General features: G+C 71.7%; 21 protein-coding genes. 13 read left to right on the forward strand and 8 right to left on the reverse strand.

Annotated elements, in window-relative coordinates:
- Positions 1 to 3 precede the first annotated feature (3 nt).
- Both ACWC94_RS13930 and ACWC94_RS13935 read left to right on the forward strand, forming a co-directional pair.
- Entirely contained in the window at positions 4 to 876 is an 873-nt protein-coding gene (locus tag ACWC94_RS13930) for an ATP-grasp domain-containing protein (protein ID WP_450796757.1), read from the forward strand.
- Between the two features lie 123 nt (positions 877 to 999).
- Positions 1,000 to 1,830, forward strand: coding sequence for an oxidoreductase (locus ACWC94_RS13935; RefSeq protein ID WP_450796758.1), 831 nt, complete (start codon positions 1,000 to 1,002; stop codon positions 1,828 to 1,830).
- Between the two features lie 76 nt (positions 1,831 to 1,906).
- Here the strand turns inward: ACWC94_RS13935 and ACWC94_RS13940 are convergent, their stop codons facing one another.
- Positions 1,907 to 2,464 carry a hypothetical protein gene (locus ACWC94_RS13940; RefSeq protein ID WP_450796759.1) on the reverse strand — a complete coding sequence of 186 codons (558 nt, stop codon included), beginning with the start codon at positions 2,462 to 2,464 and terminating at the stop codon, positions 1,907 to 1,909.
- A gap of 140 nt (positions 2,465 to 2,604) precedes the next feature.
- Here ACWC94_RS13940 and ACWC94_RS13945 point away from each other — a divergent pair, with 140 nt between their 5' ends.
- On the forward strand, positions 2,605 to 3,378 hold the full coding sequence (locus ACWC94_RS13945) for an IclR family transcriptional regulator (RefSeq protein ID WP_450796760.1): 774 nt from the start codon (positions 2,605 to 2,607) through the stop codon (positions 3,376 to 3,378).
- Positions 3,375 to 4,223 (forward strand): SMP-30/gluconolactonase/LRE family protein, encoded by an 849-nt coding sequence (locus ACWC94_RS13950; RefSeq protein ID WP_450796761.1) that lies wholly within the window; start codon positions 3,375 to 3,377, stop codon positions 4,221 to 4,223. The genes ACWC94_RS13945 and ACWC94_RS13950 overlap by 4 nt, the downstream gene beginning before the upstream one ends.
- A 63-nt stretch (positions 4,224 to 4,286) precedes the next feature.
- Here the strand turns inward: ACWC94_RS13950 and ACWC94_RS13955 are convergent, their stop codons facing one another.
- From ACWC94_RS13955 to ACWC94_RS13965, 3 genes are read right to left on the reverse strand one after another with little or no spacing between them, the layout of a single operon-like run.
- Positions 4,287 to 5,687, reverse strand: a complete 1,401-nt coding sequence (locus tag ACWC94_RS13955; protein ID WP_450796762.1) for an FAD-dependent oxidoreductase — start codon at positions 5,685 to 5,687, stop codon at positions 4,287 to 4,289.
- Positions 5,680 to 6,900 (reverse strand): MAB_1171c family putative transporter, encoded by a 1,221-nt coding sequence (locus tag ACWC94_RS13960; protein ID WP_450796763.1) that lies wholly within the window; start codon positions 6,898 to 6,900, stop codon positions 5,680 to 5,682. The genes ACWC94_RS13955 and ACWC94_RS13960 overlap by 8 nt, the downstream gene beginning before the upstream one ends.
- On the reverse strand, positions 6,897 to 7,550 hold the full coding sequence (locus ACWC94_RS13965) for a toxin-antitoxin system, toxin component family protein (protein WP_450796764.1): 654 nt from the start codon (positions 7,548 to 7,550) through the stop codon (positions 6,897 to 6,899). The genes ACWC94_RS13960 and ACWC94_RS13965 overlap by 4 nt, the downstream gene beginning before the upstream one ends.
- A 313-nt stretch (positions 7,551 to 7,863) precedes the next feature.
- Here ACWC94_RS13965 and arfA point away from each other — a divergent pair, with 313 nt between their 5' ends.
- A complete protein-coding gene (gene arfA, locus ACWC94_RS13970; RefSeq protein ID WP_450796765.1) occupies positions 7,864 to 9,378 on the forward strand; it encodes an arabinosylfuranosidase ArfA in 1,515 nt (504 codons plus the stop codon).
- On the opposite strand, the gene ACWC94_RS13975 is transcribed toward arfA, so the two are convergent.
- Positions 9,379 to 12,330 (reverse strand): glycoside hydrolase family 35 protein, encoded by a 2,952-nt coding sequence (locus ACWC94_RS13975; protein WP_450796766.1) that lies wholly within the window; start codon positions 12,328 to 12,330, stop codon positions 9,379 to 9,381.
- 75 nt (positions 12,331 to 12,405) lie between these two features.
- Between ACWC94_RS13975 and ACWC94_RS13980 the strand changes: the two genes are divergently transcribed.
- From ACWC94_RS13980 to ACWC94_RS14010, 7 genes are all read left to right on the forward strand, one after another.
- Positions 12,406 to 12,864, forward strand: coding sequence for an RrF2 family transcriptional regulator (locus ACWC94_RS13980; RefSeq protein WP_450796767.1), 459 nt, complete (start codon positions 12,406 to 12,408; stop codon positions 12,862 to 12,864).
- A 163-nt stretch (positions 12,865 to 13,027) separates the two neighbouring features.
- Positions 13,028 to 13,681, forward strand: coding sequence for a DUF4360 domain-containing protein (locus ACWC94_RS13985; RefSeq protein ID WP_450796768.1), 654 nt, complete (start codon positions 13,028 to 13,030; stop codon positions 13,679 to 13,681).
- Positions 13,682 to 13,951: 270 nt separating this feature from the next.
- A complete protein-coding gene (locus ACWC94_RS13990; RefSeq protein ID WP_450796769.1) occupies positions 13,952 to 15,382 on the forward strand; it encodes a family 2B encapsulin nanocompartment shell protein in 1,431 nt (476 codons plus the stop codon).
- A 50-nt stretch (positions 15,383 to 15,432) separates the two neighbouring features.
- Complete coding sequence (locus ACWC94_RS13995) at positions 15,433 to 16,980, forward strand: family 2 encapsulin nanocompartment cargo protein terpene cyclase (protein WP_450796894.1); 1,548 nt, start codon at positions 15,433 to 15,435, stop codon at positions 16,978 to 16,980.
- 58 nt (positions 16,981 to 17,038) lie between these two features.
- Positions 17,039 to 17,914: a geranyl diphosphate 2-C-methyltransferase gene (locus ACWC94_RS14000; protein ID WP_450796770.1), complete on the forward strand. Its 876-nt coding sequence runs from the start codon at positions 17,039 to 17,041 to the stop codon at positions 17,912 to 17,914.
- 121 nt (positions 17,915 to 18,035) lie between these two features.
- Positions 18,036 to 19,472: an FAD-dependent oxidoreductase gene (locus tag ACWC94_RS14005; RefSeq protein WP_450796771.1), complete on the forward strand. Its 1,437-nt coding sequence runs from the start codon at positions 18,036 to 18,038 to the stop codon at positions 19,470 to 19,472.
- Between the two features lie 132 nt (positions 19,473 to 19,604).
- Entirely contained in the window at positions 19,605 to 20,066 is a 462-nt protein-coding gene (locus ACWC94_RS14010) for an ATP-binding protein (protein ID WP_450796772.1), read from the forward strand.
- On the opposite strand, the gene ACWC94_RS14015 is transcribed toward ACWC94_RS14010, so the two are convergent.
- Positions 20,063 to 20,812 (reverse strand): helix-turn-helix domain-containing protein, encoded by a 750-nt coding sequence (locus tag ACWC94_RS14015; RefSeq protein WP_450796773.1) that lies wholly within the window; start codon positions 20,810 to 20,812, stop codon positions 20,063 to 20,065. The two genes, ACWC94_RS14010 and ACWC94_RS14015, sit on opposite strands and share 4 nt — an antisense overlap.
- 236 nt (positions 20,813 to 21,048) lie before the next feature.
- Here ACWC94_RS14015 and ACWC94_RS14020 point away from each other — a divergent pair, with 236 nt between their 5' ends.
- The gene (locus ACWC94_RS14020) at positions 21,049 to 21,714 is read left to right on the forward strand and encodes a DUF4097 family beta strand repeat-containing protein (protein ID WP_450796774.1); all 666 of its coding nucleotides are present in this window, start codon (positions 21,049 to 21,051) and stop codon (positions 21,712 to 21,714) included.
- An 87-nt stretch (positions 21,715 to 21,801) separates the two neighbouring features.
- Here ACWC94_RS14020 and ACWC94_RS14025 read toward each other — a convergent pair whose 3' ends face one another.
- Together ACWC94_RS14025 and ACWC94_RS14030 are read right to left on the reverse strand one after the other, a co-directional pair.
- Complete coding sequence (locus tag ACWC94_RS14025) at positions 21,802 to 23,496, reverse strand: pyridoxal phosphate-dependent aminotransferase (RefSeq protein ID WP_450796775.1); 1,695 nt, start codon at positions 23,494 to 23,496, stop codon at positions 21,802 to 21,804.
- Between the two features lie 101 nt (positions 23,497 to 23,597).
- Positions 23,598 to 24,743 carry an aldose epimerase family protein gene (locus ACWC94_RS14030; protein WP_450796776.1) on the reverse strand — a complete coding sequence of 382 codons (1,146 nt, stop codon included), beginning with the start codon at positions 24,741 to 24,743 and terminating at the stop codon, positions 23,598 to 23,600.
- Positions 24,744 to 24,752 lie beyond the last annotated feature (9 nt).

Genomic DNA, 24,752 nt, shown 5'->3' on the forward strand with positions numbered 1-24,752 from the left:
ACCGTGCCCCGCATCGCCCTCGCCACCTACGACCCCGGAGCCGGGCCCGGCAAGGACACCGACCTGCCGGAGCTGGTGCGGGCGCTGGGCGAGGCCGGCGCCGAGGCCGAGGCCCGGTACTGGGACGACCCGGACGCGGACTGGGGCCGCTACGACCTCGTCGTCATCCGTTCCACCTGGGACTACAGCTGGCGGGTCGCGGAGTTCGGGGCCTGGGTGGAGCGGGTCGGCGCACTCACCCGGCTCGCCAATCCGGCGCCCGTGGTGCGCTGGAACATCGACAAGCGCTACCTCGGCGAGCTGGCCGCGGCCGGCGTGCCCACCGTTCCCACGCGTTACATAGCGCCGGGTGAGCCGGCCGGCCTGCCCGACGGCCACGAGTTCGTGATCAAGCCGACCTCGGGCGCGGGCGCCCGGTTCGCCGCCCGCTACACCCCCGACGGGCACGAGCAGGCGGAACGGCAGCTCGCCCGGATGCACGCCGAGGGCTTCACCGCGATGGTGCAGCCGTATGTGCGGGGCATCGACGTCAGCGGGGAGCGGGCGCTGCAGTTCTTCGGCGGCCGGCTGCTGCACGCCAGCCGCAAGGGCGCCGTCCTCGCGCCCGGGACACCGTACGACGCGGAGAAGGTGGCGCACCCGGACCTGGAACGCTGGCGGCCCACGGAGGCCGAACTCGCCGTCGCGGAGAAGGCCTTGGCGGCCGTACCGGGCGGCCCGGAGCTGCTCTGCGCGCGCGTGGACCTCGTGGACGGGGAGGACGGCGAGCCGCGGCTGATGGAACTGGAGCTGGTGGAGCCGAACCTGTTCCTGTGGCTGCACCCCGGGTCGCTGGAGCGGGTGACGCAGGCCATCCTCACGGCGGCGGAGGAGTAGCCGGGAGGATCCGGCCCACCGGACAGCGGGAAACGGCAAGGGGCGGCAGGCTGGTCCCTGTCGGCAGCACGACGCGGACACAAGCGGACACAAGCGGACACGACACAGAAACGGGGAGTTGCCGTGGACAAGGTATGGCTGGTGACCGGGGCGAACAGCGGTTTCGGGCGGGCGATCACCGAGGCCGCGGTGGCCGCCGGTGACGTGGTGGTCGGCGCGGTCCGGCGCCCGGAGGCCCTGGCGGACCTGGTGGCCGCCCATCCCGGGCAAGTGGAGGCACTGCGGCTGGACGTCACCGACCTGGGCGCGATCGAGGGGGCGGTCCGGGAGGTCGTGGCCCGGCACGGGCGGGTCGACGTGCTGGTCAACAACGCCGGGCGCACCCATGTCGGAGCCGTCGAGGAGACCACCGACGACGAGCTGCGCGCGCTGTTCGACCTGCACTTCTTCGGCCCGGTGGCTCTTGTCCGGGCGGTGCTGCCGTACATGCGGGAGCGGCGCTCCGGCGCCGTCGTGCAGATGAGCAGCATGGGCGGCCAGATGTCCGTCGCGGGTTTCGGGGCGTACAGCGCGACGAAGTTCGCCCTGGAGGGCCTGTCCGAGGCGCTCGTGGACGAGGTGCGGGAGTACGGCATCAAGGTGCTCGTCGTCGAGCCGGGTGCGTTCCGGACCTCGCTGTTCGAGGCCGACCGGGCCGGGGTCAGCTCCGACACCGGGGTGTACGCGAAGGTCGCCGAGACCCGTGGCTTCGTCGAGGGCGGCCACGGCAGCCAGCCCGGTGACCCCGCCAAGGCGGCGGCCCTCATCCTGGCCGCGCTGGAGGCCGAGCACACGCCGCTGCGGCTGCCGCTCGGCGAGGACGGGGTGGGCGCGGTGCTCGGCCACCTCGACCAGGTCCGCGAGGACGTCGTGGCGTGGGAGAAGCGGACCCGGGCCACGGCCTTCGACGAGTGAGCGCCCGCCGGAAGGGCTGAGACGGGCCGTCCTTCGGCAGCGGACGGCCGTCGTGGCTGATCGCGCGGTTGCCCGCTCAGCCCACGACGGCCGTCCGCTGCAGCAGGCCCCACGTGAACTCGGCGACCACCTCGTGCCGTACGCCGTCCCGGTCAGGGGCGGTGAAGGCGAGCCCCCAACGGGTGGGGGCCGTGCCCTCCAGCGGGCGGGCCGGGGCGAAGGCGCGGGCGGCCTCGTCCACCGTGCAGGACCAGGGGACCAGGTCGTCCAGGGTCGCCAGCCGGGGCGCGGGGGCGTCCGGCGCGCGCACCAGCCACTCGTTCCAGACCGCCCCGCCCGGCCCGACCAGCACCTCGAAGCGCAGGTCGGGCCAGAGGGGCAGGGTCCAGCGCCGGGCCTCGCAGTCGACGTCGCCGAGGCGGCGCGGAACAACGGACTCCGGCTCGCCGAGGACGGACCGGTACCGGGCGGCGGCGGACCGCGACCTCGGTGAGCGGACCATCGCCTGCCAGCGTTTGTTGGCCTCCCGCATGTCCGCGATCGAGGCGCCCAGTTCCCGCCGGGCGTCCTCGACCAGATCCGGGTTGTGGTCGGCCATACGGCGCAGCAGCACCAGCTGGAAGTCGAGATCCATGGCCCCCATGGTGCCCGGCGCCTTCCCGGCCATTGCCCGCGCATCTCCCGGTGACTAGCCTGTGTTCGTCATGCCGATCGCCTGTTGATATCTCGAACGAGATGTCGGCGGGCGCCTAGACCCAAGGGAGGGGGCCGGACGTGGGACGCCTCGTGCCTGCCGTGACCCGGGCTCTCGACATTCTTGAGCTGTTCCTCGACGGGGACGGGACGCTCTCCGCCCCCGACATCGTGCGCAAGCTCCAGCTGCCGCGCACCACCGTGCACGAGCTGGTCACCACGCTCGCCGCACGGTCGTACATCGTGCCCGTGCCGGGACAGCCCGGACGCTACCGGCTCGGCGTACGCCCGTACCAGCTCGGCAGCCGCTACGCCGAGCAGCTCGACCTCTCCGCCGAGGGCCAGCAGGTGGCCCGCTCGGTCGCCGAGACCTGCGACGAGACGGTGCACGTGGCGATCCTCGAGGGCACCGACGTCATCTACATCGCCAAGGTCGACTCCACGCACGCCGTCCGCATGGTCTCCGCGGCCGGCCGCCGCCTGCCGGCCCACTGCACCTCGGTGGGCAAGATGCTGCTGGCCTCGCTGCCGGAGCCGGAGCTCGCGGCACGGATCCCGGACGACGCCGACCTGACCGCGATGACCCCCAACAGCATCACCGACCCCCGTGTGCTGCGCGAGGCGCTGGCGGAGATCCGGCAGCGGGGCCTCGCGGTGGAGAGCCGCGAGTCCAACCCCGACGTGAGCTGTGTGGCCGCTCCCGTGCGCGACCGCACGGGCCAGGTGGTCGCGGCCCTGTCCATCTCGGTCCCCATGATCCGCTGGAGCGACGAGCGCCGGGCCGACCTGGAGCAGCTGGCGGCGAAGGGGGCGACGGAGCTGTCCGAGCGGCTGGGCCACCGGAGCGCGGCGTGAGCGGCGGGTACGAGGTCGCCGTACGGGCGCAGGCGGAGCTGGGCGAGGGCCCGACCTGGGACCCGGCGACGGGCCGGCTGATCTGGCTCGACATCCTGGGCATGCGGATCCACACGTACGACCCGGCGACGGGCCGTCGTACGGTGCGGACGACGGAGCACCACGTGGGCGCGGTCAAGCCCCGCGCGGGCGGTGGCCTGGTCCTCAACCTGCGGGACGGCGTCGGCCTGCTGGACCCCGACGACTCGTTCCGCTGGCTGCACCACGAGCCGGTCGCCGGCCGCCGGGCGAACGACGCCGCGGTGGCGCCCGACGGCTCGCTGTGGGCGGGCACCATGCGGTACGACGAGGCGCCGGGCGGGGGCACGCTCACCCGGCTGACCGGCGACGGTACGGCGGAGGCGGTCCTGTCCGACGCCACGGTCAGCAACGGCACGGGCTGGAGCCCTGACGGACGCCTCATGTACTACGTCGACAGTCCCACCCGCCGGGTGGACGTCTTCGACTACGACGGCGAGCGGGTCCACGGCCGCCGGCCGCTGGTCGAGATCGAGGAGGGTGCGGGCTTCCCCGACGGTCTGACGGTCGACGCGGACGGATGCGTGTGGGTGGCGCTGTGGGACGGGGGCGCGGTGCGGCGTTACACGCCGGCCGGTGAGCTGGACCGGGTGATCAGCGTGCCTGTGCCTCGTACGACGGCCTGCGCGTTCGGCGGCGCCGGCCTGACCGACCTGTACATCACGACGGCCCGGACCGGTCTGCCCTCCCCACACCCCCTGTCGGGTTCGGTCCTGGTGGTCTCCGGGGCGGGCGAGGGGCTGCCCCAACCGGCGTTCCAGGGCTGACCCGGTCGCCCCGTGGGGGCGGACCGGGCGGGCGACCACCGCGGACCGGCTCCCGGAAGGCGGCTATACCCCCGCCGCCTTCCGTTCCTCCGCGGTCAACGGTGGCTCGGTCAACGCCGGTTTCAGCGGCCCCACCGCGGCGGCGACCAGCACACCCGGTGTCAGCAGTACATGCGCCCCCCGCTCCAGCGAGGTCACGTCGGTGACCCGGCGCGCGACCCGCCCGTTCCCCGTCGCGGTGTACATCAGCCGGCCGACGTAGGCGGACAGGAGCCGGTCCCGCAGAGTGGGGCCCCGGTCCGTCGCGCCCGGGTAGAACACGTCCTGCCCCAGTGCCAGGTCCCACGCCGCCCGCACCGGCCGGGCGACCGCCCGCTGCACGCGCCGCGCCAGCCTCGGCGTGCCCCAGCCGTGCCGCCGGATCACCTCGCGCAGCAGCAGCGCGCTCTGCGCGGCCACCGCCAGCCCGTGGCCGTAGACCGGGTTGAACACGGCGAGCGCGTCGCCGAGGACGGTGAAGTTCTCGGGCCACGCCGGCATCCGCTCGTAGAAGTGCCGGCGGTTGACCGTGGACCGGGTGACCGACACGTCGGACAACGGATCGGCGCGCTCCAGCAGCTCACCCAGCAGCGGATGCCGCAGCTTCTCGCGCGCGAAGGGGATGAACTCCTCGTTCGCGGCGGAGGGTTCGCCGCCGCGGGTGCCCTGCAGGGTGACGATCCAGCGGCCGTTCTCGATGGGCAGGAGGAACCCCGAGCGGCCCGGGCCCGCACCGCGCGGGTCGGGCTGCAGGTTGACCAGGGGGAAGCCGTCGCGGGCGTCCTCGGGGGCGAGGAAGAGCCGGCTGGCGTAGACCAGGCCGGGGTCGACCACCCGGCATTCCGGCGCCGGCAGCCCCAGATCCGCCAGCCAGTGAGAGGCCCGGGACCCGCGCCCCGTCGCGTCGACCACGAGATCGGCCGGCAGCGAGCGCTCGGCGCCGTCCCGCGTCCGGACCCGTACGCCGGTGACCGCGGCCCCGGTACCGGTGAGGCCGAGGGCCTCGGCTTCGGCGAGGAGTTCGATCCGCTCGTCGGCGAGCACCCGCGCGCGGATCGTGGCGTCCAGCAGATCCCGGCCGGCCAGGAACACGTGGTGGGACTCGGGCCAGCGCCGGAACCAGCCGTGCGAGGACAGGGCGACCACACCGGTCGTGAACGGATGCCGGCGGCCCCCGGCGGCCCGCAGCGCGTCGGTGATCCCCGGCAGCAGCTCCTCCACGGCCCGTACCCCGCCCGACCACAGCATGTGGGCGTGCCGGGCCTGCGGCAGCCCCTTGCGGGGTGCGGGGCCCTCGGGCAGGGCGTCGCGTTCCACGACCACGACCCGGTCGGCGAGGCCGGCGAGCGCGCGTGCCGCGAGCATGCCGGTGTGGGATCCCCCCAGCACGACGGCGGTTCTGGCGGGGGAGGGGCGTTCACTCATGCGCGGGCACGCTCTCTGCCGGGGCGGTCGCGCGGGCGCGGACCGCCGTGATGTCGTCGGGGCGGCGGAGGGCTTGGGAGACGGCCTGGATCTCCTGGAGCAGGTACGCCGTGTCGGGGCCGGACGGGGAGCCGGCGCCGTCGGCGCGCGGCGGGCGCTCACCGCCGGCCGCGTCCAGCAGGGTGACGGCGGCGGCCAGGGCCCTGGCCCGGGCGCGGGTGAAGCCGAGGGCGAGGGCGGCCTCGTAGGAGCGCCCGCGCAGGTCCTCGTCGAGGTGCCGGGACAGTTGCAGCAGCGCGTCGCGGATGAAGGTCTCGCGGCGGATCAGGCGCAGTTCGGCGGGGGCGTGCGGGGCGAAGGGCTCGCGCTCGCCGGTGACGGTCCGCATCAGCTGGTACAGGGGACCGAGGCCGCGGTGGCGCAGGCGGACGTTCCAGCGCTCGTGCAGGTACTGGCCGACGTGCGGCACGATGAAGCCCACCGCGACCAGCGTGGCGGACACGCACGCGCCCGCCGGTGCCACGTTGGTGCTCAGCCAGTCCAGGTCGTGGCCGGTCCACCGGGCCACGACGGCGGTGAGCTTGGTCGCGTCGTAGAACAGGTTCGTGGCATAGCCGACGCCCAGCAGCCCGAGTCCCCAGCGCAGCCACGCGTCGAGGCCGTCGGTGCGGATCCAGTTCCAGATCAGCCGGGCCGTGATGGAGCAGGCCACGGTGTGCGCGACGAGGTAGAGCAGGATCTCCTCGCGCATGAAGGGCGTGTTGGCGTAGTACGTGTCGAGGTCCCGCAGCCGTTCCTGCGGCACGTCCGCGAGCGCGAACAGCACCCACAGGGCGACCACCACGCCCGCGTAGACGGAGACGACCCAGCGGGTCACCCGGCGGGTCCGGGCGGAGCGGCCGTTGCGCCAGGCGATGATCAGCAGCAGCCAGGACGCGCAGAGCGCGGTGAGCAGGGAGTACACCCAGGGCGCCGAGATGTTCGGCACCCCGGTGACCCGGTTCGTCCAGGCGATGGTCCTCGGGGCGGCGAAGACGAACACCGCGCAGGCGAACAGCAGCAGACCGCCGACGGCGCGCAGCATCGGGTCGCGCCACATCTTGATGATGCTGGGCAGTTTGATCACCAGGGCGGCGGTCAGCACGGCCGTGGGGATCCAGAAGGAGATGGAGAGGGCCCCGAGGAATCCCGAGGAAGCGAGCGCCGGCGTCACCGCGTGGTTCCTCCCTTTTCTGACACCCGGTTGGCTTCGGCGCGTCCGCGATAGCCGAGGGTCCGTTGCACCGGGCTGAGGGTCCGTTGCGCCGGGCCGGGGGCGGCGCCGGTCACCGAGGCGGTGAGGTGGGGACGGAACAGGGCGGCCAGGCGGTGGCCGAAGTCGTCCGCCTCGGCCTCGTCGGCCTCGCGGGAGCCGTTGCGGGCGGCCACCGTCAGGGGCATGCCCCGCCAGCCGGGTCCGTCGGCGAGCGCGCGGGCCGCCGCGTCACCGGCCAGGTGGTGGTGGCGGTGCCCGGCGTGCAGGTGCCACAACTCGTGGCCGAGGATCACCAGTTGCTGCACGGCCTCGGCCCGCTCCTCCACGATCACCAGGTCGAAGTCGGCGAACTCCAGCCACAGTCCGGTGACCTCGATCTCGTCCGGGAAGCGTTCGAAGCGCACCTCCACCGGCCGCCCGCCGCGCAGTGCGCTCATCTCCTCGCACACGGCCCGGCACAGGTCCCGTACCCCGTCCGGCGTTCCGGGCCGGGTGCCGACGGCGGCGGCGAGGTCACCGGCGAGCGAGCGCATGGCCGGGCCCGGACGGGGGCGCCGCAGCCGTGCGGAAAGGCGTGCCGCCCGCTCACGCGCGCCCGCGATGCTCATCGGTCCCCCTTCTGCCGGTCCGAGCGTACGCGTCTGGGCGTGTGCCCGTCATGAGGTCCAGGCGACCTTGGTCAAAGAGAAAACCACCTATGCGCTTGTGTCCGACCCATTGACGGCGGAAGCGCTTCGAATCTACGGTCCCGTGCGAAGTTGCGAGCACTATTCGATATTTCGAACATCTCGGAACGGTGGGGGCACGGGGATGGGACAACCTGGCCTGAATCGCAGGCAGGGGCGCGGGGAACTGCGCGACAAGCCGCCACGCACGCGCACTCGCCGCCGAACCGCAGGCCACCCACCCCGAAAGGCGCACATGCACCCCGCCCGCTTCACCCTCGACCCCGCTTTCACCGTCGGACGAGTGAACCCCCGCGTCTTCGGCTCCTTCGTCGAGCACCTCGGCCGCTGCGTCTACACCGGCATCTACGAACCCGACCACCCCTCGGCGGATGAAGCCGGACTGCGCACCGACGTCCTGGACCTCGTCCGCGAACTCGGCGTCACCGTCATCCGCTACCCGGGCGGGAACTTCGTCTCCGGCTACCGGTGGGAGGACTCGGTGGGCCCCGTCGAGGAGCGCCCCCGACGCCTCGACCTCGCCTGGCACTCCACCGAGACGAACCGCTTCGGCCTCTCCGAATTCATCGCGTTCCTGAAGAAGCTCGGCCCCGAAACCGAGCCGATGATGGCGGTGAACCTCGGTACCCGCGGCGTGGCCGAAGCCCTGCAACTCCAGGAGTACGCCAACCACCCCTCCGGCACCGCCCTCTCCGGCCTCCGCGCGGCCCACGGCGACAAGGAACCCTTCGGCATCCGGCTGTGGTGTCTCGGCAACGAGATGGACGGCCCCTGGCAGACCGGCCACAAGACGGCCGAGGAGTACGGCCGGCTCGCCGCCGAGACGGCACGGGCCATGCGCCAGGCCGACCCGGCCGTCGAACTGGTCGCCTGCGGTTCCTCCAGCCAGGCCATGCCCACCTTTGCCGAGTGGGAGGCGACGGTCCTGAAGGAGGTCTACGACCTGGTCGACCACATCTCCCTGCACGCCTACTACGAGCCCACGGACGGCGACCTGGACTCCTTCCTCGCCTCGGCCGTCGACATGGAGTCCTTCATCGAGAACGTGGTGGCGACCGCCGACCACATCGGCGCCCGGCTCAAGTCCAAGAAGAGGATCAACCTCTCCTTCGACGAGTGGAACGTCTGGTACCTCTCCCGCTGGGAGGAGCGCGCCAGGACGATCGACCCGTCCGACTGGCCGGAGGCGCCGCGCCTGCTGGAGGACAACCACAGCGTCACCGACGCCGTCGTCTTCGGCTCGCTCCTCGTCGCCCTGCTCCGGCACGCCGACCGCGTCACCGTCGCCTGCCTCGCCCAGCTGGTCAACGTGATCGCCCCGATCATGACCGAGCCGGGCGGCCGGGCCTGGCGGCAGACCACGTTCTTCCCGTTCGCGCAGGCGTCGAAGTACGGCCGGGGCGAGGTCCTCGACGTGCGTGTGGACTCGCCGACGTACGAGACGGAGAAGTACGGCGAGACGGACCTGCTGCACGCCACGGCCGTCCGCGCGGCCGACGGCACGGTGACGGCCTTCGCCGTCAACCGCAGCCGTACGGAGGCACTGCCGCTCGAAGTCGCCCTGAGGGCAATGGACTTGACATCCGTCATCGAGCACAGCGCGCTCGCGGACGCCGACCCCGACGCCCGCAACACGGCCGACGACCCCGAGCGGGTCACCCCGCACCCGGTCGAGGGCACCGTCCTGCGGGACGGCACCCTCACCGCCGTGCTGGAGCCGCTGTCCTGGAACGTGATCAGGCTCGCGTGATCAGACCGGTGAGACCGGTACTCCGCCGCTCGCCCTGCCGAGCAGCGTCAGGCCCACCTTCCCCGGCCCCGACAGCGTGGTGAACTCCGACAGGACCGCCAGCGCGAGGGTGTTGGTGCCCCGGGTGCGCAGGATGCCGTTCGGCAGGACGAAGGTGTGCTGCGGGCCGACGTTGTTGATGTACTGGCCCATGTTCCAGCCGTTGAGGAAGATCTGCGCCCGGTAGGCCCGGTACGGGTCGTCCTCCAGGGTCAGTCCGATCGAGGCGTCGACGTCGGTCGGCACCGACAGCCGGAACGTGGTCCGGTACCAGGTCACGCCCTGGTACCGGGCGGCGCGCGGGAAGGCCGCCTTCTCCCAGTCGTCGTCCCGGAACCCGGGAAGGTGCCAGCCCTCCCGCTCGCCGTACAGGCCGCCGTTGTTCATCGGGCCGCGGACCGGGTCGGGGGCCTTCTCACCCTGGATCCGCCAGCGCACCGTGGGCGAGGCACCCTTGAAAGTGGCCGCCGTCAGGCCCCGCGCCACCTTGTGCGTGTCGAGCCCCTTGCCGTCCTGGTCGTGCTGCATGCGCCGCACGAGCACGGACAGCACATGCCGGCCGGGCGAACGCAGCGCGTCGCGCACCGGGAAAGCGGCCGTCGCCGCCCAGCTGCCCTTGCGTACGGTCGTGTCCTTGTCGGGCACCGGCATCCGGTGCGTGCCCAGCGGATCGCCGTCCAGCCAGGCCATCAGCAGGCCCTGGGTGCCGGTGCTGTAGGCGAGCCGGATCTCCTCCAGGGCGGTGGAGTCGGTGAAGGTGCCGCGGTACCAGACGTCGCCGTAGTGGAAACCGTAGTCGTCCGCGAACAACACCGGCTGACCGCCGGGGACCGGGGTGGTGCTGAACGACGACCTCTTGTCGGCGGCCTTCCAGCCGGAGTCGTCGAAGCCCGGCCCGGCCTCCGGGTTCTCCCTCCGCATCCGCCAGCCGCCCAGCGCGGGCAGCTTCACCTCGGGGGCGGCGGGCAGCAGGCCTGCGGTCATCAGGCTGCCGGACAGGGTGACCCGGGTGCGCAGGGTGCGGCCGTTCCACACCACGGTGTCGATCCCGCGCGGTCCCCACACCTCCACACTCGTCGTCTCGGTGACGTCACCCGTCAAGTGGACCTCGGAGCCGCGCAGTTCCACGTGCCGCAGCATCGTCGGGCCGTACACCAGCAGGGTCCCGGACGGGGTGTCGTACGGGAACAGCCGCACGGCGGTGGCGTCGTCGGTGAAGAGCAGCAGCAGCGGGGTCTCGGTCTCGCCCTTCTGCACCAGCACACGGGTCAGGCCGCCCTCGCCGAGCGGGACGTTGACATGCAGCTCGTCGCCGTCGATGACCCAGGCGGCCTCCGGGTCCAGCCGCATGACGCTCGGCTCGACCGGGCACTTCAGCACCAGTTCGGCCATCTCGTCGTGCGGCCCCGAGAACACGGCGATGTCCTGCCGTCCCGCCGTCACGCACATGACGGGCTGGGCGGTCGCGTACTTCAGCGTCCGCCGGCCCAGTTTCAGCCCGGTCGTGAACAGCCGGGCGTCCTGGCCGGGCACGGTGATCCGCAGCCGGCCGGCGTCGGTCGGCAGGCCGGTGGTGACCGCGTCCGTGCCGTCGTTGCGGGCGACGTAGACGTGCGCGCCGGTGTCGGGGTTGGTCAGGTGGTAGACCTTCAGGCCCTCGGCGTGCACGTCCGCCGCCCGGTCCAGCTTGGCGAAGTCGGGCACACGCTGCAGGAGATGCCCGAGCTGGTGCATCGGCGCCATCTTGTCGGTGACGTTGCGGGCCTCGTCGATGGCGGCGCCGTAGTCGTACGACGTGTAGACGACCGGTGCGGGCAGCCACCCCCAGGAGGTCCCGCCGAAGGTCATGTACACGTTGTGCAGGGTGAGCCCGTTGGCGAGGTTGGTCAGGTAGAAGCGCCGCTCATAAGCCGCGTCCCGGGTGCGCCGCGACTCGGCGTACCCCTTGCCGTCGAACCAGGCGCCGCCCCACGGGTCGAACCAGCCGCCGCCGAACTCGGGCACGAAACCGGGCGTGGACGGCGAGGCGCTGGCCCCGCCCTTCGGCCCGCCGGGCCCGAACGTCCCCCAGTCCGGCGGGGTCTTCGCGGGCGACGGATACCCGTCGAAGCCGTACAGCCAGCCGCCCTCCTCACCGCCGGTGTCGAGCGAACCGGGCACCCAGTAGCCGTTGCGCCCCTTGTCGTTGTGGAACAGCGGCACGTCGATGCCGTCCGCCCGCACCTTCTTGTACAGGTGGGACATGTACGCCCGGCCGGTGGCGTCGACGTGGGCGTCGTACTCGTTCTCGATCTGGTACAGCAGGATCGTGCCGGTGCCCTGGGTGAACAGGTGCTTGCGGGCGATCCGGTTCACCTGGGTCAGCCACGCGTCGACGTGGCCCAGGTAGGTGGGGTCGTCGGTGCGGGCCCTGCCCTTCGTCGCCGTCAGCCAGCCGGGGAAGCCGCCGCCGTCGACCTCGGCGTTGATGTACGGGCCGGGCCGCAGGATGACGTACAGGCCCGTCTCGGCGGCCGTGCGCAGGAACAGGTCCAGGTCCCGGACGCCGGTGAAGTCGTACGTCCCCGGCGCGGGGGAGTGGTAGTTCCAGGCCACGTAGATGCTCACGGCGTTGTACCCGTGCGCCCGCATCTTCTGCAGCACGTCCCGCCACAGGGAGGGGCTGGGCAGCCGGAAGGGATGCATCTCGCCGGACCACACGACCAGCCGTCTGCCGTCCACGAGCAGGGAGTACCGGTCGTAGCCGATGGTGTGCCGCGCGCCGTCGGCCCTCGGCGGGGCGGGTGCCGGGCCGGTCGGCACACTGCGCGCCGCGTAGGCCGATGGCGCCCCGGGGCCGCCGCTGCCGCCCAGGGCGAGCCCGAGCGCGGTCGAGCCGGTCAGGGCACTGAAAGTACGTCTGCTGAGCGCCAAGGTGGATCCTCCCGGGCGATCTTACGGGGCGCGGGTGCGGCCATTCTCCACGTGGCGACGCCCCACAATGGATCCATGAGGATCTCGGCGCGGGCGGATTACGCGGTACGGGCGGTACTGGAGCTGGCCGTACGGCAGGGTAACGGCCCGGTGAAGGCGGAGGAAATCGCCGCCGCGCAGGGCATCCCGCACAAGTTCCTGGAAGGGATCCTGGGCGATCTGAGGCGCGGCGGGATCGTCGACAGCCGGCGTGGCGGGGGCGGCGGCTACCGGCTGGCGCGGGACGCGGCGGCGGTCACTGTGGCGGATGTCATCCGCGCGGTGGACGGCCCGATCGTGTCGGTACGGGGAGAACGGCCGACGGGCCTGGCGTACACGGGAACGGCACAGCCGCTGCTGCCCCTCTGGATCGCCCTGCGCGCCAATGTGCGCCGGATCCTCGAGGGCGTCACCATCGCCGACCTCGCGGCGGACGCGCTGCCGGAGCCGGTACGGGCGCTGGCGGCGGATCCGGGGGCATGGGAGAACCCGTGACGGCTCGGGGTGCCGGTTCGGTGTGACGGGCCGGTGTGAACAGCCGGTTGTGAATGGCCGAAGGCGGCCCTCCCGGGGGTGAGCGGTGCTTCCTACGATGCGGAGCGCTCAGGCTCTCCACAGGTTCCACACAGACCCCCCACTCCACGACATGGGAGAAACCATGGCTGGTGGCCTCCTCCTGAGCGGCGCCGTGGCGGCGCTGCTCACCACCGCACTGCCCGCCCACACGCCCGCCTCCGGGGTGTTCGACAACCCGCCCCCGGACAAGATCGTCATCGACGTGGCGACGGTGAACGGCTCCGGCTGTCCCGCGGGCACGGCCGCGGTCGCCGTCTCGCCGGACAACACCGCCTTCACGGTGACCTACAGCAGCTACCTGGCCCAGGCCGGCGGCAACTCCGACCCCACGGCCTTCCGCAAGAACTGCCAGCTCAACCTGGTGGTCCACGTCCCCCAGGGCTTCACCTACGCCGTGGCCAGCGCCGACTACCGCGGCTTCCTCTCGCTCCAGCCCGGTGCGACCGCCACCCAGAAGGCCTCGTACTACTTCCAGGGCTCCTCGCAGACCGTGCCCAGGACCCATCCCTTCAGCGGCTCCTACAACGACGACTGGCAGGCCACCGACAGCACGGACTGGGCCCAACTGGTCTGGGCCCCCTGCGGGGTGCTGCGCAACTTCAACATCAACACCGAGCTGAGAGTCAACGCCGGCACCACGTCCCCCGGCAAGGTCAGCTTCATGACGATGGACTCGACGGACGGGGACATCAGCACGGTGTACCACCTGGCGTGGAAGCAGTGCCCGAACGGCTAGATGTGCCCGCCACGCCGGTCACTCTGAGTGTGTGCCGGCTCCGGGCGGCTCCTGTCGGTAGGCGGTCATCCATCGGTTGACCTGCGGAATCGTTCGACCTGGAGCTTTGTGCGTCAGGGGCGCGCGAGGGGCGCATGTCCAGCATGCCGAATGCCTCGCGCGCCACCTGATCTCCTTACTCGACGTAAGCGCGCTCTGCTACTCCTGTGTACGCAGCGTGACGGCAGTAGGTCGTCGCGTCTCCCGTGCCATGGAAGACGAGGTAGAGCCATGCCCCTCGACGCAGTGACCGCAGCCGCGGACCCGGAGTCGGAGCAGCAGCAGCGCGAGCAGCAGAGTCTCAGCACCGCGGCGGCGCGCAATCTCGCCACCACCACCAAGTCCGAACCCCAGATGCAGGGCATCAGCTCCCGCTGGGCGACCCGCATCCTGCCCTGGGTGAACGTCCCCGGCGCGACCTACCGGGTCAACCGCCGTCTCTCCTGCACCGTCGGCGACGGCCGGGTCAGCTTCGTGAAGACCGGCTCCAAGGTCCAGGTGGTCCCCGCCGAACTGGGCGAACTGCCGCTGCTGCGCGGCTTCTCGGACGGCGACGCGCTCGGTGCTCTGGCCGACAGGTTCGTGCAGAAGGAGTTCACCCCGGGCCAGGTCATCGTGCAGGAGGGCCGCAAGGCCGACCAGGTGTACCTGATCGCGCACGGCAAGGTCGAGAAGATCGGCGAGGGCCCGTACGGCGACGAGTCCGTGCTCGGGCTGATGGCCGACGGGGACTCCTTCGGCGGCCAGGTGCTCGCCGGGCCGGGCAAGAAGTGGGAGTTCACGGCCCGTGCCCTGACCGCCACCACGGTGCTCGCGCTGCCGCTGACGGCGTACAAGGCGGTCGCCGACCGCCACGAGGCACTGCGCCGGCATGTCCGGGACATCAGCTCCAACGGGCAGCGCAAGCTGAACCGGTCGGGTGAGGCGGAGATCGAGCTCAGCTCGGGACACGTGGGCGAGGAGACCCTGCCGCAGACCTTCGCCGACTACGAACTCGCCCCCCGTGAATACGAGTTGAGTGTGGCGCAGACGGTGCTGCGGGTGCACAGCCGGGTCGCCGACCTCTACAACGAGCCGATGAACCAGACCCAGCAGCAGCTGCGGCTGACCATCGAGGCGCTGCGCGAGCGGCAGGAGCACGAGCTGATCAACAACGAGGAGTTCGGGCTGCTCCACAACGCCGACTTCGACCAGCGGATCTCCACCTACTCGGGCCCGCCGGCCCCGGACGACATGGACGAGCTGCTCAGCATGCGGCGCAAGACCCGCTGTTTCCTCGCCCACCCCAAGGCCATCGCCGCGTTCGGCCGCCAGTGCAACAAGCGGGGCCTCTACTTCGGCAGCGTCGAACTGAACGGCAACCACCTGCCCGCCTGGCGCGGGGTGCCGCTGCTGCCGTGCAGCAAGATCCCGATCACCGGGCAGGGCACGACGTCGATCATCGCCATGCGCACCGGCGAGGACGACCAGGGTGTCATCGGCCTCCACCAGACCGGGATCCCGGACGAGGTCGAGCCGGGCCTGAACGTCCGGTTCATGGGCATCAACGAACAGGCGGTCATCTCCTACCTGGTCAGCACCTACTACTCGGCGGCCGTCCTGGTGCCCGACGCCCTCGGCATCCTCGAGAACGTCGAGATCGCCCGGACGAACGGAAACTGACGCCGGTGTCCCTGATCTCCCGGCTCACGGCGCCCGCCGGGGCCCATGACATGGCGGGCCTGGTACGGGCCCTGCTGTCGGCGGCACCGCCGCCGCGCCCGCCGTCCGCAGGGGCCGCGTCCCCCGAGCCCGGCCTCCCCTCGGGGCCCACGGGGCTGGGCACGTCGGCGGCACGGATCCCCGCCGGGGCGGGGGCCACCCCGCGCCGCGCACGGACAGGCCGGGGGGCGGCCCGAGCGGGTGGGCTGCCCTTGCCGTCACCGACTCCGTCGGTCGCGCATCGGCCGGGGGCCGGACAGCGGACGGTTGTGCACCGGCCGGACGCCGGGCAGTCGGCGACAGGCACCGCGCCGCCCCCGCCCCCCGGACCCACCGACCAGGGCACCTCGTCCACAACCCCCGCTCGCGCCGGTCTCGGCAGGGATGCGGCGGCGCCCGCTCGCGCCGGTGTCGGTACGGATGCGGCGGCCAACGGCCCCACCGGACTCGGCTCCTCGGCGGCGGCCCTTGCCCGGACCGCTTCTGGCACCTCGGTGGCAGACCTTGGCCGGACCGGTGCTGGGGGTTTCGCGGTGGCAGGTCGCCGTACCGCCGCTCCCGAGCCCCGCCGGGAGGCGTCGGTGCGGGCCTGCGATCCCGGGCGGCGGCTGCACTGCCCGCCCGCCGTACGCGACGACCCCGCACTGGGCGAGGCCGTCACCGAGCGCCTGGTCGAGTGGGCCGAGCGGATCGGGATCTACCCGGGCCAGCTGGACAAGATCCGCACGGCCGACTTCGGCCGGCTGATGATGCTGGCCCACCCGGAGTCCGACGACCCCGACCGACTGCTCGCGGCGGCCAAGTGCGCGCTGGCGGAATGGGCCGTCGACGACCACTACGTGGACGGCGAGGTCGAGGAGGCCCGGCCGGAGCAGCTCGGCAGGCGGCTCGCCATCGCCCACTCGGTGATCGACCAGGCGAACCTCCCGCTCGCCTACGCCCCCCAGCTCGAGGAGGTCGTCACGGCCGACCCCGTCATGCGGGCCCTGCGCGACAGCCTGCGCAACCTCCACTCGTACGCGACGACCTCACAGGTGCGCCGGCTCCGCCACGAGCTGGGCATCATGTTCGTCGCCTACAACCAGGAGGGCTACTGGCAGGCCGCCGGGCACACCCCGCCGGTGTGGGAGTACCTGATGCACCGGCACGAGAACAGCTTCATCCCGTGCATGGTGCTCGTCGACGCGGTCGCCGGCTACGAGCTCCCGTACGGCGAGTTCGCCGACCCCCGGGTACGGCGCGCGTTCACGCTGGCGGGCACCGCCACCGTGATCGTCAACGACCTCTACTCCATGGCCAGGGAGCAGGGCCCGACGGACTTCAGCCTGCCCCGCCTGATCGCCGCCGAGGACGGCTGCACGCTTCAGGAGGCCGTCGACCGAACCGTCGACATCCACAACGAGCTGATGCTCACCTTCGAGGCCGAGGCGGCCGCGCTCGCCCCGACCGGCTCCCCGGAACTGCGCCGGTTCCTGGCCGGTACCTGGGCCTGGGTCGGCGGCAGCCGCGAGTGGCACGCCACCAGCGGCCGCTACCACGGCACCGCACACGCCGCCTGACCCCCCCGCGGCCCCCGGCCCCGCGCACCTCCACCTGAGTCCCCCGTAAGGAACACCCATGTCCAAGATCTCCACCCAGATGGAAGACATCGTCATGAGCGATGTGCTGCGCACCGACTACCAGAGGTCGGTCGCGGAGTACTGGAACAAGGAGAAGGACCCCGTCAACATCAAGCTCGGCGAGGTCGACGGCCTGTACCACCACCACTACGGCCTGGGCGACTGGGATCCCACGATCCTCGCCGGCCCGCCCGAGAGCCGCGACCGGCGCATCATCGAGGAACTGCACCGCCTGGAGACCGCGCAGGCCGAGGTGCTCCTCGACCGCCTCGGCACCATCACCCCGGACGACCGTCTCCTGGACGCCGGTTCCGGCCGCGGCGGCACCAGCTTCATGGCCAACGCGCGCTTCGGCTGCCACGTGGACGGCGTCACCATCTCCGAGCAGCAGGTCGCTTTCGCGAACGAGCAGGCGCGGCAGCGGGGCGTGGCCGACCGGGTCCGCTTCCACTTCCGCAACATGCTCGACACCCGCCTGGACACCGGATCCCGCCGGGCGATCTGGACCAACGAGACGACCATGTACGTCGACCTGTTCGAACTCTTCGCCGAGTTCTCGCGCCTGCTGGAGTACGGCGGACGCTACGTCTGCATCACCGGCTGCTCCAACGACGTCACCGGCATGCGCTCCAAGGCCGTCAGCAGGATCGACGAGCACTACACCTGCAACATCCACCCGCGCAGCGCGTACTTCAGGGCACTCGCGGCGAGCAATCTGGTGCCGCTGCAGGTGGTGGACCTGACCCCGGACACGATCCCCTACTGGGAGCTGCGCGCGAAGTCCTCCGTGGCCACGGGCATCGAGGAGCCGTTCCTGACGGCCTACAAGGAGGGCAGCTTCCACTACCTCCTGATCGTGGCCGACCGGATCTGACGTTACGGCGTACAGGCCCATGCACGCATGATCGTGGGCCTGCGCGCGCTCCCCGGGTGCTTCCCGAGCCCCGTGCCGGGGCTCTCGGGGGTGCCGTTGACTTGGGTGAATGGGAGACGACATGAGTACAGAACGCCCCTGGCGCAAGGCCGTTGTCATCGGCGGCGGCTACGCGGGACTGGTGACCACCCGCGTGCTGTCCGACTTCTTCAGCGAGGTCGTCCTCGTGGAACGGGACGCCGTCGACGAGGACACCGGCGTCCATCCGGGCGCTCCGCAGGGCTACCACGCGCACGCGATGCTGGCCAAGGGCGGGGAGATCCTGGAGCGGCTTTTCCCCGGACTGCGCGATGAGTTGAGGGAGGCGGGCGCGCCGGTCTTCGACTACGGAGAGGGCATCGACTTCCTGCTGCCCGTCGGACGCGCGCCCCGCCGCCGTACGGGCGTCCGGATCCAGACCTTCACCCGCGACGAACTGGAACGCCGTCTGCGTCGCAAGGTGCTCGCACTGCCCCAGGTCAGGCCGCTGCCGTCCACCCGCTGCACCGGTCTGACCCGGGACTCCTCGGGCCGGATCACCGGCGTGACGTGCCGCCCGCAGAGCCCGCTGAGCCCGCAGAGCCCGCTGAGCCCGGAACCCTCCGAGACCACCGAGACCCCCGAGACCTCCAAGTCCTCGGAGTTCTCCGCGACCTCCGAGTCCTTCGAGCTGGCCGCCGACCTGGTCGTCGACGCCTCCGGACGGTCCAGCTCCCTGACGGACTGGCTGGACGCACTGGGCGTCACCGTGCCGCCCAAACGGACCGTGAAGGCGAAAATCACCTACACGTCGATGAACTTCGACCGGCCGCACCAGTCCCATCCCGGCCACCCGGACTTCTACGTCGCCTACCAGATGCCGTTCGCTCCCAGCGTGCCCCGGGCCGGAGTCCTGCTCGCCGTGGAGCGCAACCGCTGGACCTGCTCCCTCTTCGGCTTCCAGGACCAGCCGCCGACCGACGACAAGGGCTACCTGGCCTTCGCCGAGACCCTGAAGAACCCGCACCTGGCCGAACAGATCGGCCGGCGCACCGCCCAGGAGCCCACGCGCCGCTACACCAACACCGAGAACCAGTGGCGGCCCTTCCACACCGTCAAGGACTGGCCGGACCGCCTCATCGCCCTCGGCGACGCCGTCTGCGTCTTCAACCCCGTCTACGGCCAGGGCATGACGGTGGCCGCGATGGAGGCGGAGCAGCTGCAGGACATGCTGAAGCGACGCCGCGCCTCCGGGCGGCTGGACGGCCTCGCCGACGGCTTCCAGAAGAAGCTGGGCCGCCTGCTGCTGGGCCCGTGGACGCTGTCCACCAACTCGGACCTGATGTGGGCCCCGGCCGGCCAGCCCCTCGCCGCGCGCTTCGCCCACTGGTACAACACCCGCCTCTTCCACGTGGCGGTGAAGGACGCGGCCGTATGGGCGCGGTTCGTCCGCGTGGTGAACATGGTGGCCTCACCGGCGCTGCTGTTCCATCCCCTGGTGGCCCTGAAGGTCCTGACCGTCAGTCGCCGTCGTGCGTGACGTCGACTCCTCGGATCCGTTGCGGCAGGCTCACCGAGTCCTGAAGCCGCACAGCCTGTGAACGCGTACGCTCCCGCAGCGTACGCGCGCCGGACCTCGTGAAGTCCCTTTCCCCTCCGACACATTGGCCCCATGGAAGCCCCTTCCCCCCAGGTCACCGACCGCACCTTCGCCCAGCGTCTCAGCTCCACCCCCCGAGGTGCCCGCCTCGCGCGACACGTGGCCCTCGCCCAGCTCGACACCTGGGGGATCCCGCACGGCACCGAAACCGCGGAGGCCGTCGCCCTGATCGTCGCCGAACTGGCCGCCAACGCCGTGACCCACGGTCGTGTGCCCGGGCGGGACTTCGAGGTCCGCCTGTCCCTCCTCGACGGCAGTCTCCGAGTCGAGGTGACCGACACCCGGGCCGAGCGCCGCCCGCCCGCCCCCGGCCAGGTGCCCGAGCCCCCGCCCCTCGCGGTCGCGGGACGCGGGCTGCTGCTGGTGGACGCGCTGGCCGACCGGTGGGAGGTGGTCGACCGGGACCCGCCCCGGAAGACGGTGCGGGCCGAGGTCGACGTGACCCCGTGCGGCGGGCGCCGTCGCGCACGCTAGGGGTGAGGGGGCGTGGCCGTGTCGGCCGAGGTCGTCCCGGTCTTGGTGTAGAGGACCTCGCGGGCCTGTTCCGCGGCGCGCAGGAGGCTTTCGTTGACGAAGACGAGGAAGCGGGCGACGTTCTCGAGGCGGGTGGCCGCGGGGGTCCGGGGGCCGAGGATGGCGACGCCCTCCCGCGCGGTCTCGACGAGCTGGGCGTTGGATCGCGCGCTGCGGATCATCGACTGGTACCAGAGGTCGTTGTCGACGATGTAGCGCTCGCGGCGGCGTTCGTCGCGCTCCCGGCGGACGAGGTCCAAGTTCGCGAGGAACGTGATCGCCTTGGAGACGGACGCCGGGCTGACCTGGAGGCGCTGGGCGAGTTCCGAGGCGGTGAGGCTGCCCGAGTCGGTCATGTAGAGGCAGGCCAGAACCCGGGCCGTCATCTTGGGCAGACCCGAGGCCATGAAGACGGTGGTGAACCTCTCCTGGAACTCGGCCACCGCGTCGGCGTCGCGTCCGTGGGGCTGGGGGACCGACTCCGCCCCTCGGGGAGTGGCGGGCCGGCGCCGGTGGGCCCGGCGTTCGGTGGCGCGGTGGGCCAGGTCGGCGCGGTAGGCGGTGGGGCCGCCGTTGCGCATCACCTCACGCGTGATCGTGGACGTCGGACGGTCGAGGCGCCGGGCGATCTCCGCGTAGGCGAGGTCGTCGGCCAGCCCCAGGGCGATCTGCTGGCGTTCCTGCTGGGTGAGCCTGCCTCCCGGCATCGCGATCTCCTTGGGGGTCCTTCGTGGTGCTTCCCGACGGCCCCACTATAGCGTTAACTTCTCACCCATTGCAACGGAGAGACATGTTTGTTGCATTACCAGTCAGGCTCATTGCAACACTTTAGTGGCCTTGACCAGCATAGTTAGCGGTTCTATGCAACGAGGTAGTTGCCGAGATATGGAAAGCAACGTAGCGTTTCTGGTGTCAGAAACGAGCAGCGCAGGAGGAGAGCACCATGCAGAAGTTCGAGACCCCCGCCCCGATCTCCGCCGTCCTGGACATCCCGGCCGGACGCGTCCAGTTCATCGCCGCCGACCGCGCCGACACCACCGTCGAGGTCCTGCCGGCGAGCCCCGCCAAGAGGCGTGACGTCCAGTCCGCCGAGCAGACGGAGGTTGTCTACGCCGACGGTGTGCTGCGGATCCGTACCCCTGAGCCCAAGAACCAGATCTTCGGCCCCTCCGGAGCCCTGGAGATCACCGTCAAGCTGCCCGCCGGCTCCCGTGTCGAGGCCAGGACCGGCAGCTGTGAGCTGCGCGGTGTCGGCCGCCTCGGCGACGTCGTCTTCGAGGGCGCGTACCGCCAGATCAAGGTCGACGAGACCGCGAGCCTCCGCCTCACCGCGGTCGACGGCGACGTCGAGGTCGGCCGGCTGGGCGGCCCCGCGGAGATCAGCACCGCACGGGGCGACATCCGGATAGCCGAGGCCGTGCGCGGCGCGGTCGTGCTCAACACCCAGTCCGGCGACATCATGGTCGGCGCCGCCGCCGGTGTCTCGGCCACCCTGGACGCCGGCACCGCCTACGGCCGCATCACCAACGCCCTCAAGAACGACGGCACCGCCGAACTCGACATCCGTGCCACCACCTCCCACGGCGACATCACCGCCCGCAGCCTCTGAGGAGGCGGAAGCCGGACCGTTCTCCGGGATCTCCCCGCAGAACACGGCGCAGTACGCGGGGCCGGTCGCGTACTGACCCGCAGGTGTCTAGGCCCCCGCCGCGTTCGGCCAGCTCTGCGCATTGGGCCACCCCGTGGCCGGCGCGGGGGTCAGACCCGTGGCCGGCGCCGTCATCCCCCGGACCTGGGCCGCGGTGAGCCCACCCCTGGCCGGTACCCCGGGCGGCGTGGGCGCGACAGAGGCAGCGGGCGCCGGTATCGGTGCGGGCACGGGTATCGGTGCGGGCACGGGTGTCGGTGCGGGTACCGGTGTCGGTGCGGGTACCGGTGTCGGCTGAGGCGTCGCAGGGACGGGCTGGGCCGGGGCCGCCATCGGCTGAGGCGCGGCAGGCATGGGCGCAGGCACCGGTGTCGGCTGTGGCGCCACCGGCAGGGGCTGCGGCGCGGCCGGCATGGGTTGGGGCGCCGCCGGCATCGGCATCCCGCCGGGCTGTACGGCGGCGGGGAGCGGCATGCCGGTGCCGGCGGCCGGGGCGGGGCCGGAAGCGGCGGCGGCCTGCGCCAGCGCCGGCATTCCGCGCCCGTTGGTCTCGCTCATCAGCCGGTCCACGGCCGCCGTACCCGAGCTGTAGCTGGTCCCGGTGCCCAGCTCGGGTACGGCGGCTCCCCTCCTGGACCCGTAGAGCACCTGCTCCAGGCCGGACACCAGGCGACGCACGTCGACCTGGGGGCGCACCACGAGTCTCAGGAAGCGGCTGGACGAACCGATCTTGTTGCCGCACTCGCGGACCAGGATCCGGTGCTCGGTGAGCATCCGGTCCCGGACCACCGTGCCCTCGGCGCCGACGGGAAGGCGCACGAAGAGGAAGTTGCCTTGGGACGGGTACACCGTCAGCCCCGGCAACGCCGACAGATGGCTGGCCATCTCCAGCCGGTCGCGGCGGACCTGCTGCAGGCTCCGCGCGTACTCGGCCCCGTGCTCCTTCAGCATGAACACCACGTGCTCGGCGAAGGAGTTGAGGTTCCACTTCGGGAGCATCGCCCGCACCTTCCCGGCGAGCGCAGGGTTGGCGACCAGGTAGCCGAAGCGTATGCCGTGCAGACCGAAGTTCTTGCCGAGGCTGCGCAGCACGATCACGTTGGGGCGGAGCATGGCCTCCTGGACGACGCTGGGCTCGGCCTCCGCGTCGGCGAACTCCAGGAACGACTCGTCGATCACGATCAGGTCCAGGTCCGCCATCGCGTCCATGAACTGCACCACCGACTGCTTGCGCACATACCCGCCGTCGGGGTTGTTGGGATTGCAGATCACCGCCACCCGGGTCTTGCGGGCCCGGATGAACTCGGCGTACCGCGCCAGGTCCAGCGCGAACCCGCTCGCCTCCTGGAGCGGGAACATGTCGACCCGCTTGCCGGTCTCCATCGGCTGGTCGGTCCAGCGGCCGAAGGTGGGCACCGGGACGGAGAGGGACTCGCGCACCAGCAGGTGGTCGATCCAGGTGATCAGTTCCGTGGAGCCGTTGCCCATCGCCACGCACTGCGGCGGCAGCTGGAGCAGGGAGCACAGCTCGCCGGTGATGGTCTCGGCGCTGCTCGGGTAGTACGTGATGATCTCGCGCAACCGGGTCGACAGTTCGTCGTACATGGCCGGGGTCGGGAAGTACGGGTTGCACGGGATGCAGAAGTCCACCGGGCCGGTGCCGTCGCCCTCGCGCGTCAGCGCCGCCATCGAGGGGCTGTGCGCGGTGCCGCCGCTGAACAACGAGGTGACGTTGCCGGCCAAGGGGTCCTCCGTTCAGGGTGGCCCGTGCGGGGGAGCACGGGCCACCCCTCAGTACGGAGGCGGGGGTGGTGCCGTTCAACTCGTGGGGAACCGGCGAGGTTTCACGCGCTGAACTTGTGGATCGTCGTCGTCCGGTACGTCTGGCCGGGCCGCAGGACGGTCGACGGGAACGACGGCTCGTTCGGCGAGTCCGGGAAGTGCTGGGTCTCCAGGGCCAGACCGTCGCCCTGCCGGTAGGTGTGGCCGGACTGGCCGACGAGCGTGCCGTCGAGGAAGTTGCCCGAGTAGAACTGCACACCGGGCTGGTCGGTGAGGATCTTCAGGGTCCGGCCGGACGCGGGGTCGCGCAGCGTCACCACGTGCTCGGGCCGCGCGGTCACCCCCTTGTCGAGCACGAAGTTGTGGTCGTAGCCCTTGGCGGTGACCAGCTGCGGATGGCCGGTGCGGATGTCCCGGCCGATCGGCTTGGGGCGGGTGAAGTCGAAGGGGGTGCCCTTGACCCCCGCCCGCTCCCCGGTGGGGATCAGACCCGCGTCGGTGGGGGTGAACCGGCTGGCTGCCAGCCAGAGTTCGTGGTCGTAGACGCTGCCGCTGCCCTCGCCCGCGAGGTTGTAGTACGTGTGGTTGGTGAGGTTGACGACCGTCGGCCTGTCGGTGGTCGCCGTGTAGTCGATCCGCCAGTCGCCGTGCCGGTTCAGCGTGAAGGTGACCTTCGTCCTCAGCGTGCCGGGATAGCCCATCTCGCCGTCGGCGCTCGTGTAGTACAGGTGCAGACCGACGTCGCAGCCGGCGGTGAAGGGCTCGACGTCCCACACCTTGGTGTTGAAGCCCTGCTTGCCGCCGTGCAGGCTGTTCACGCCGTCGTTGACGGACAGCTGGTACTGCTTGCCGTCCAGGGTGAACCGGCCCTTGGCTATGCGGTTGCCGTAGCGGCCGATGGTGGCACCGAAGTACGTGGTCCCCCTGACGTACGCGTCGAGGTTGTCGTAGCCCAGGGAGACGTTGGCGTACCGGCCGTGCCGGTCGGGTGTCTCCAGGGACTGGACGATGCCGCCGTAGGAGAGGACCTTCAGGCGGGTGCCGCCGTTCTCCAGCGACCAGCGGTGGACCTTGGTGCCGTCGGCGAGCGTACCGAAGAGCTCCTTCACGGGCTTGCTTCCCGAGGAGGCTTGCGCGGTACCACCGAGGGTGGTGGCGGCGAGGCCCGCGGCGGCGCCGGCGATGACCGTGCGTCTGTTCAGTTCCATGGGTGCGGC

The organism is Streptomyces sp. NPDC001135 (genome assembly GCF_053598395.1).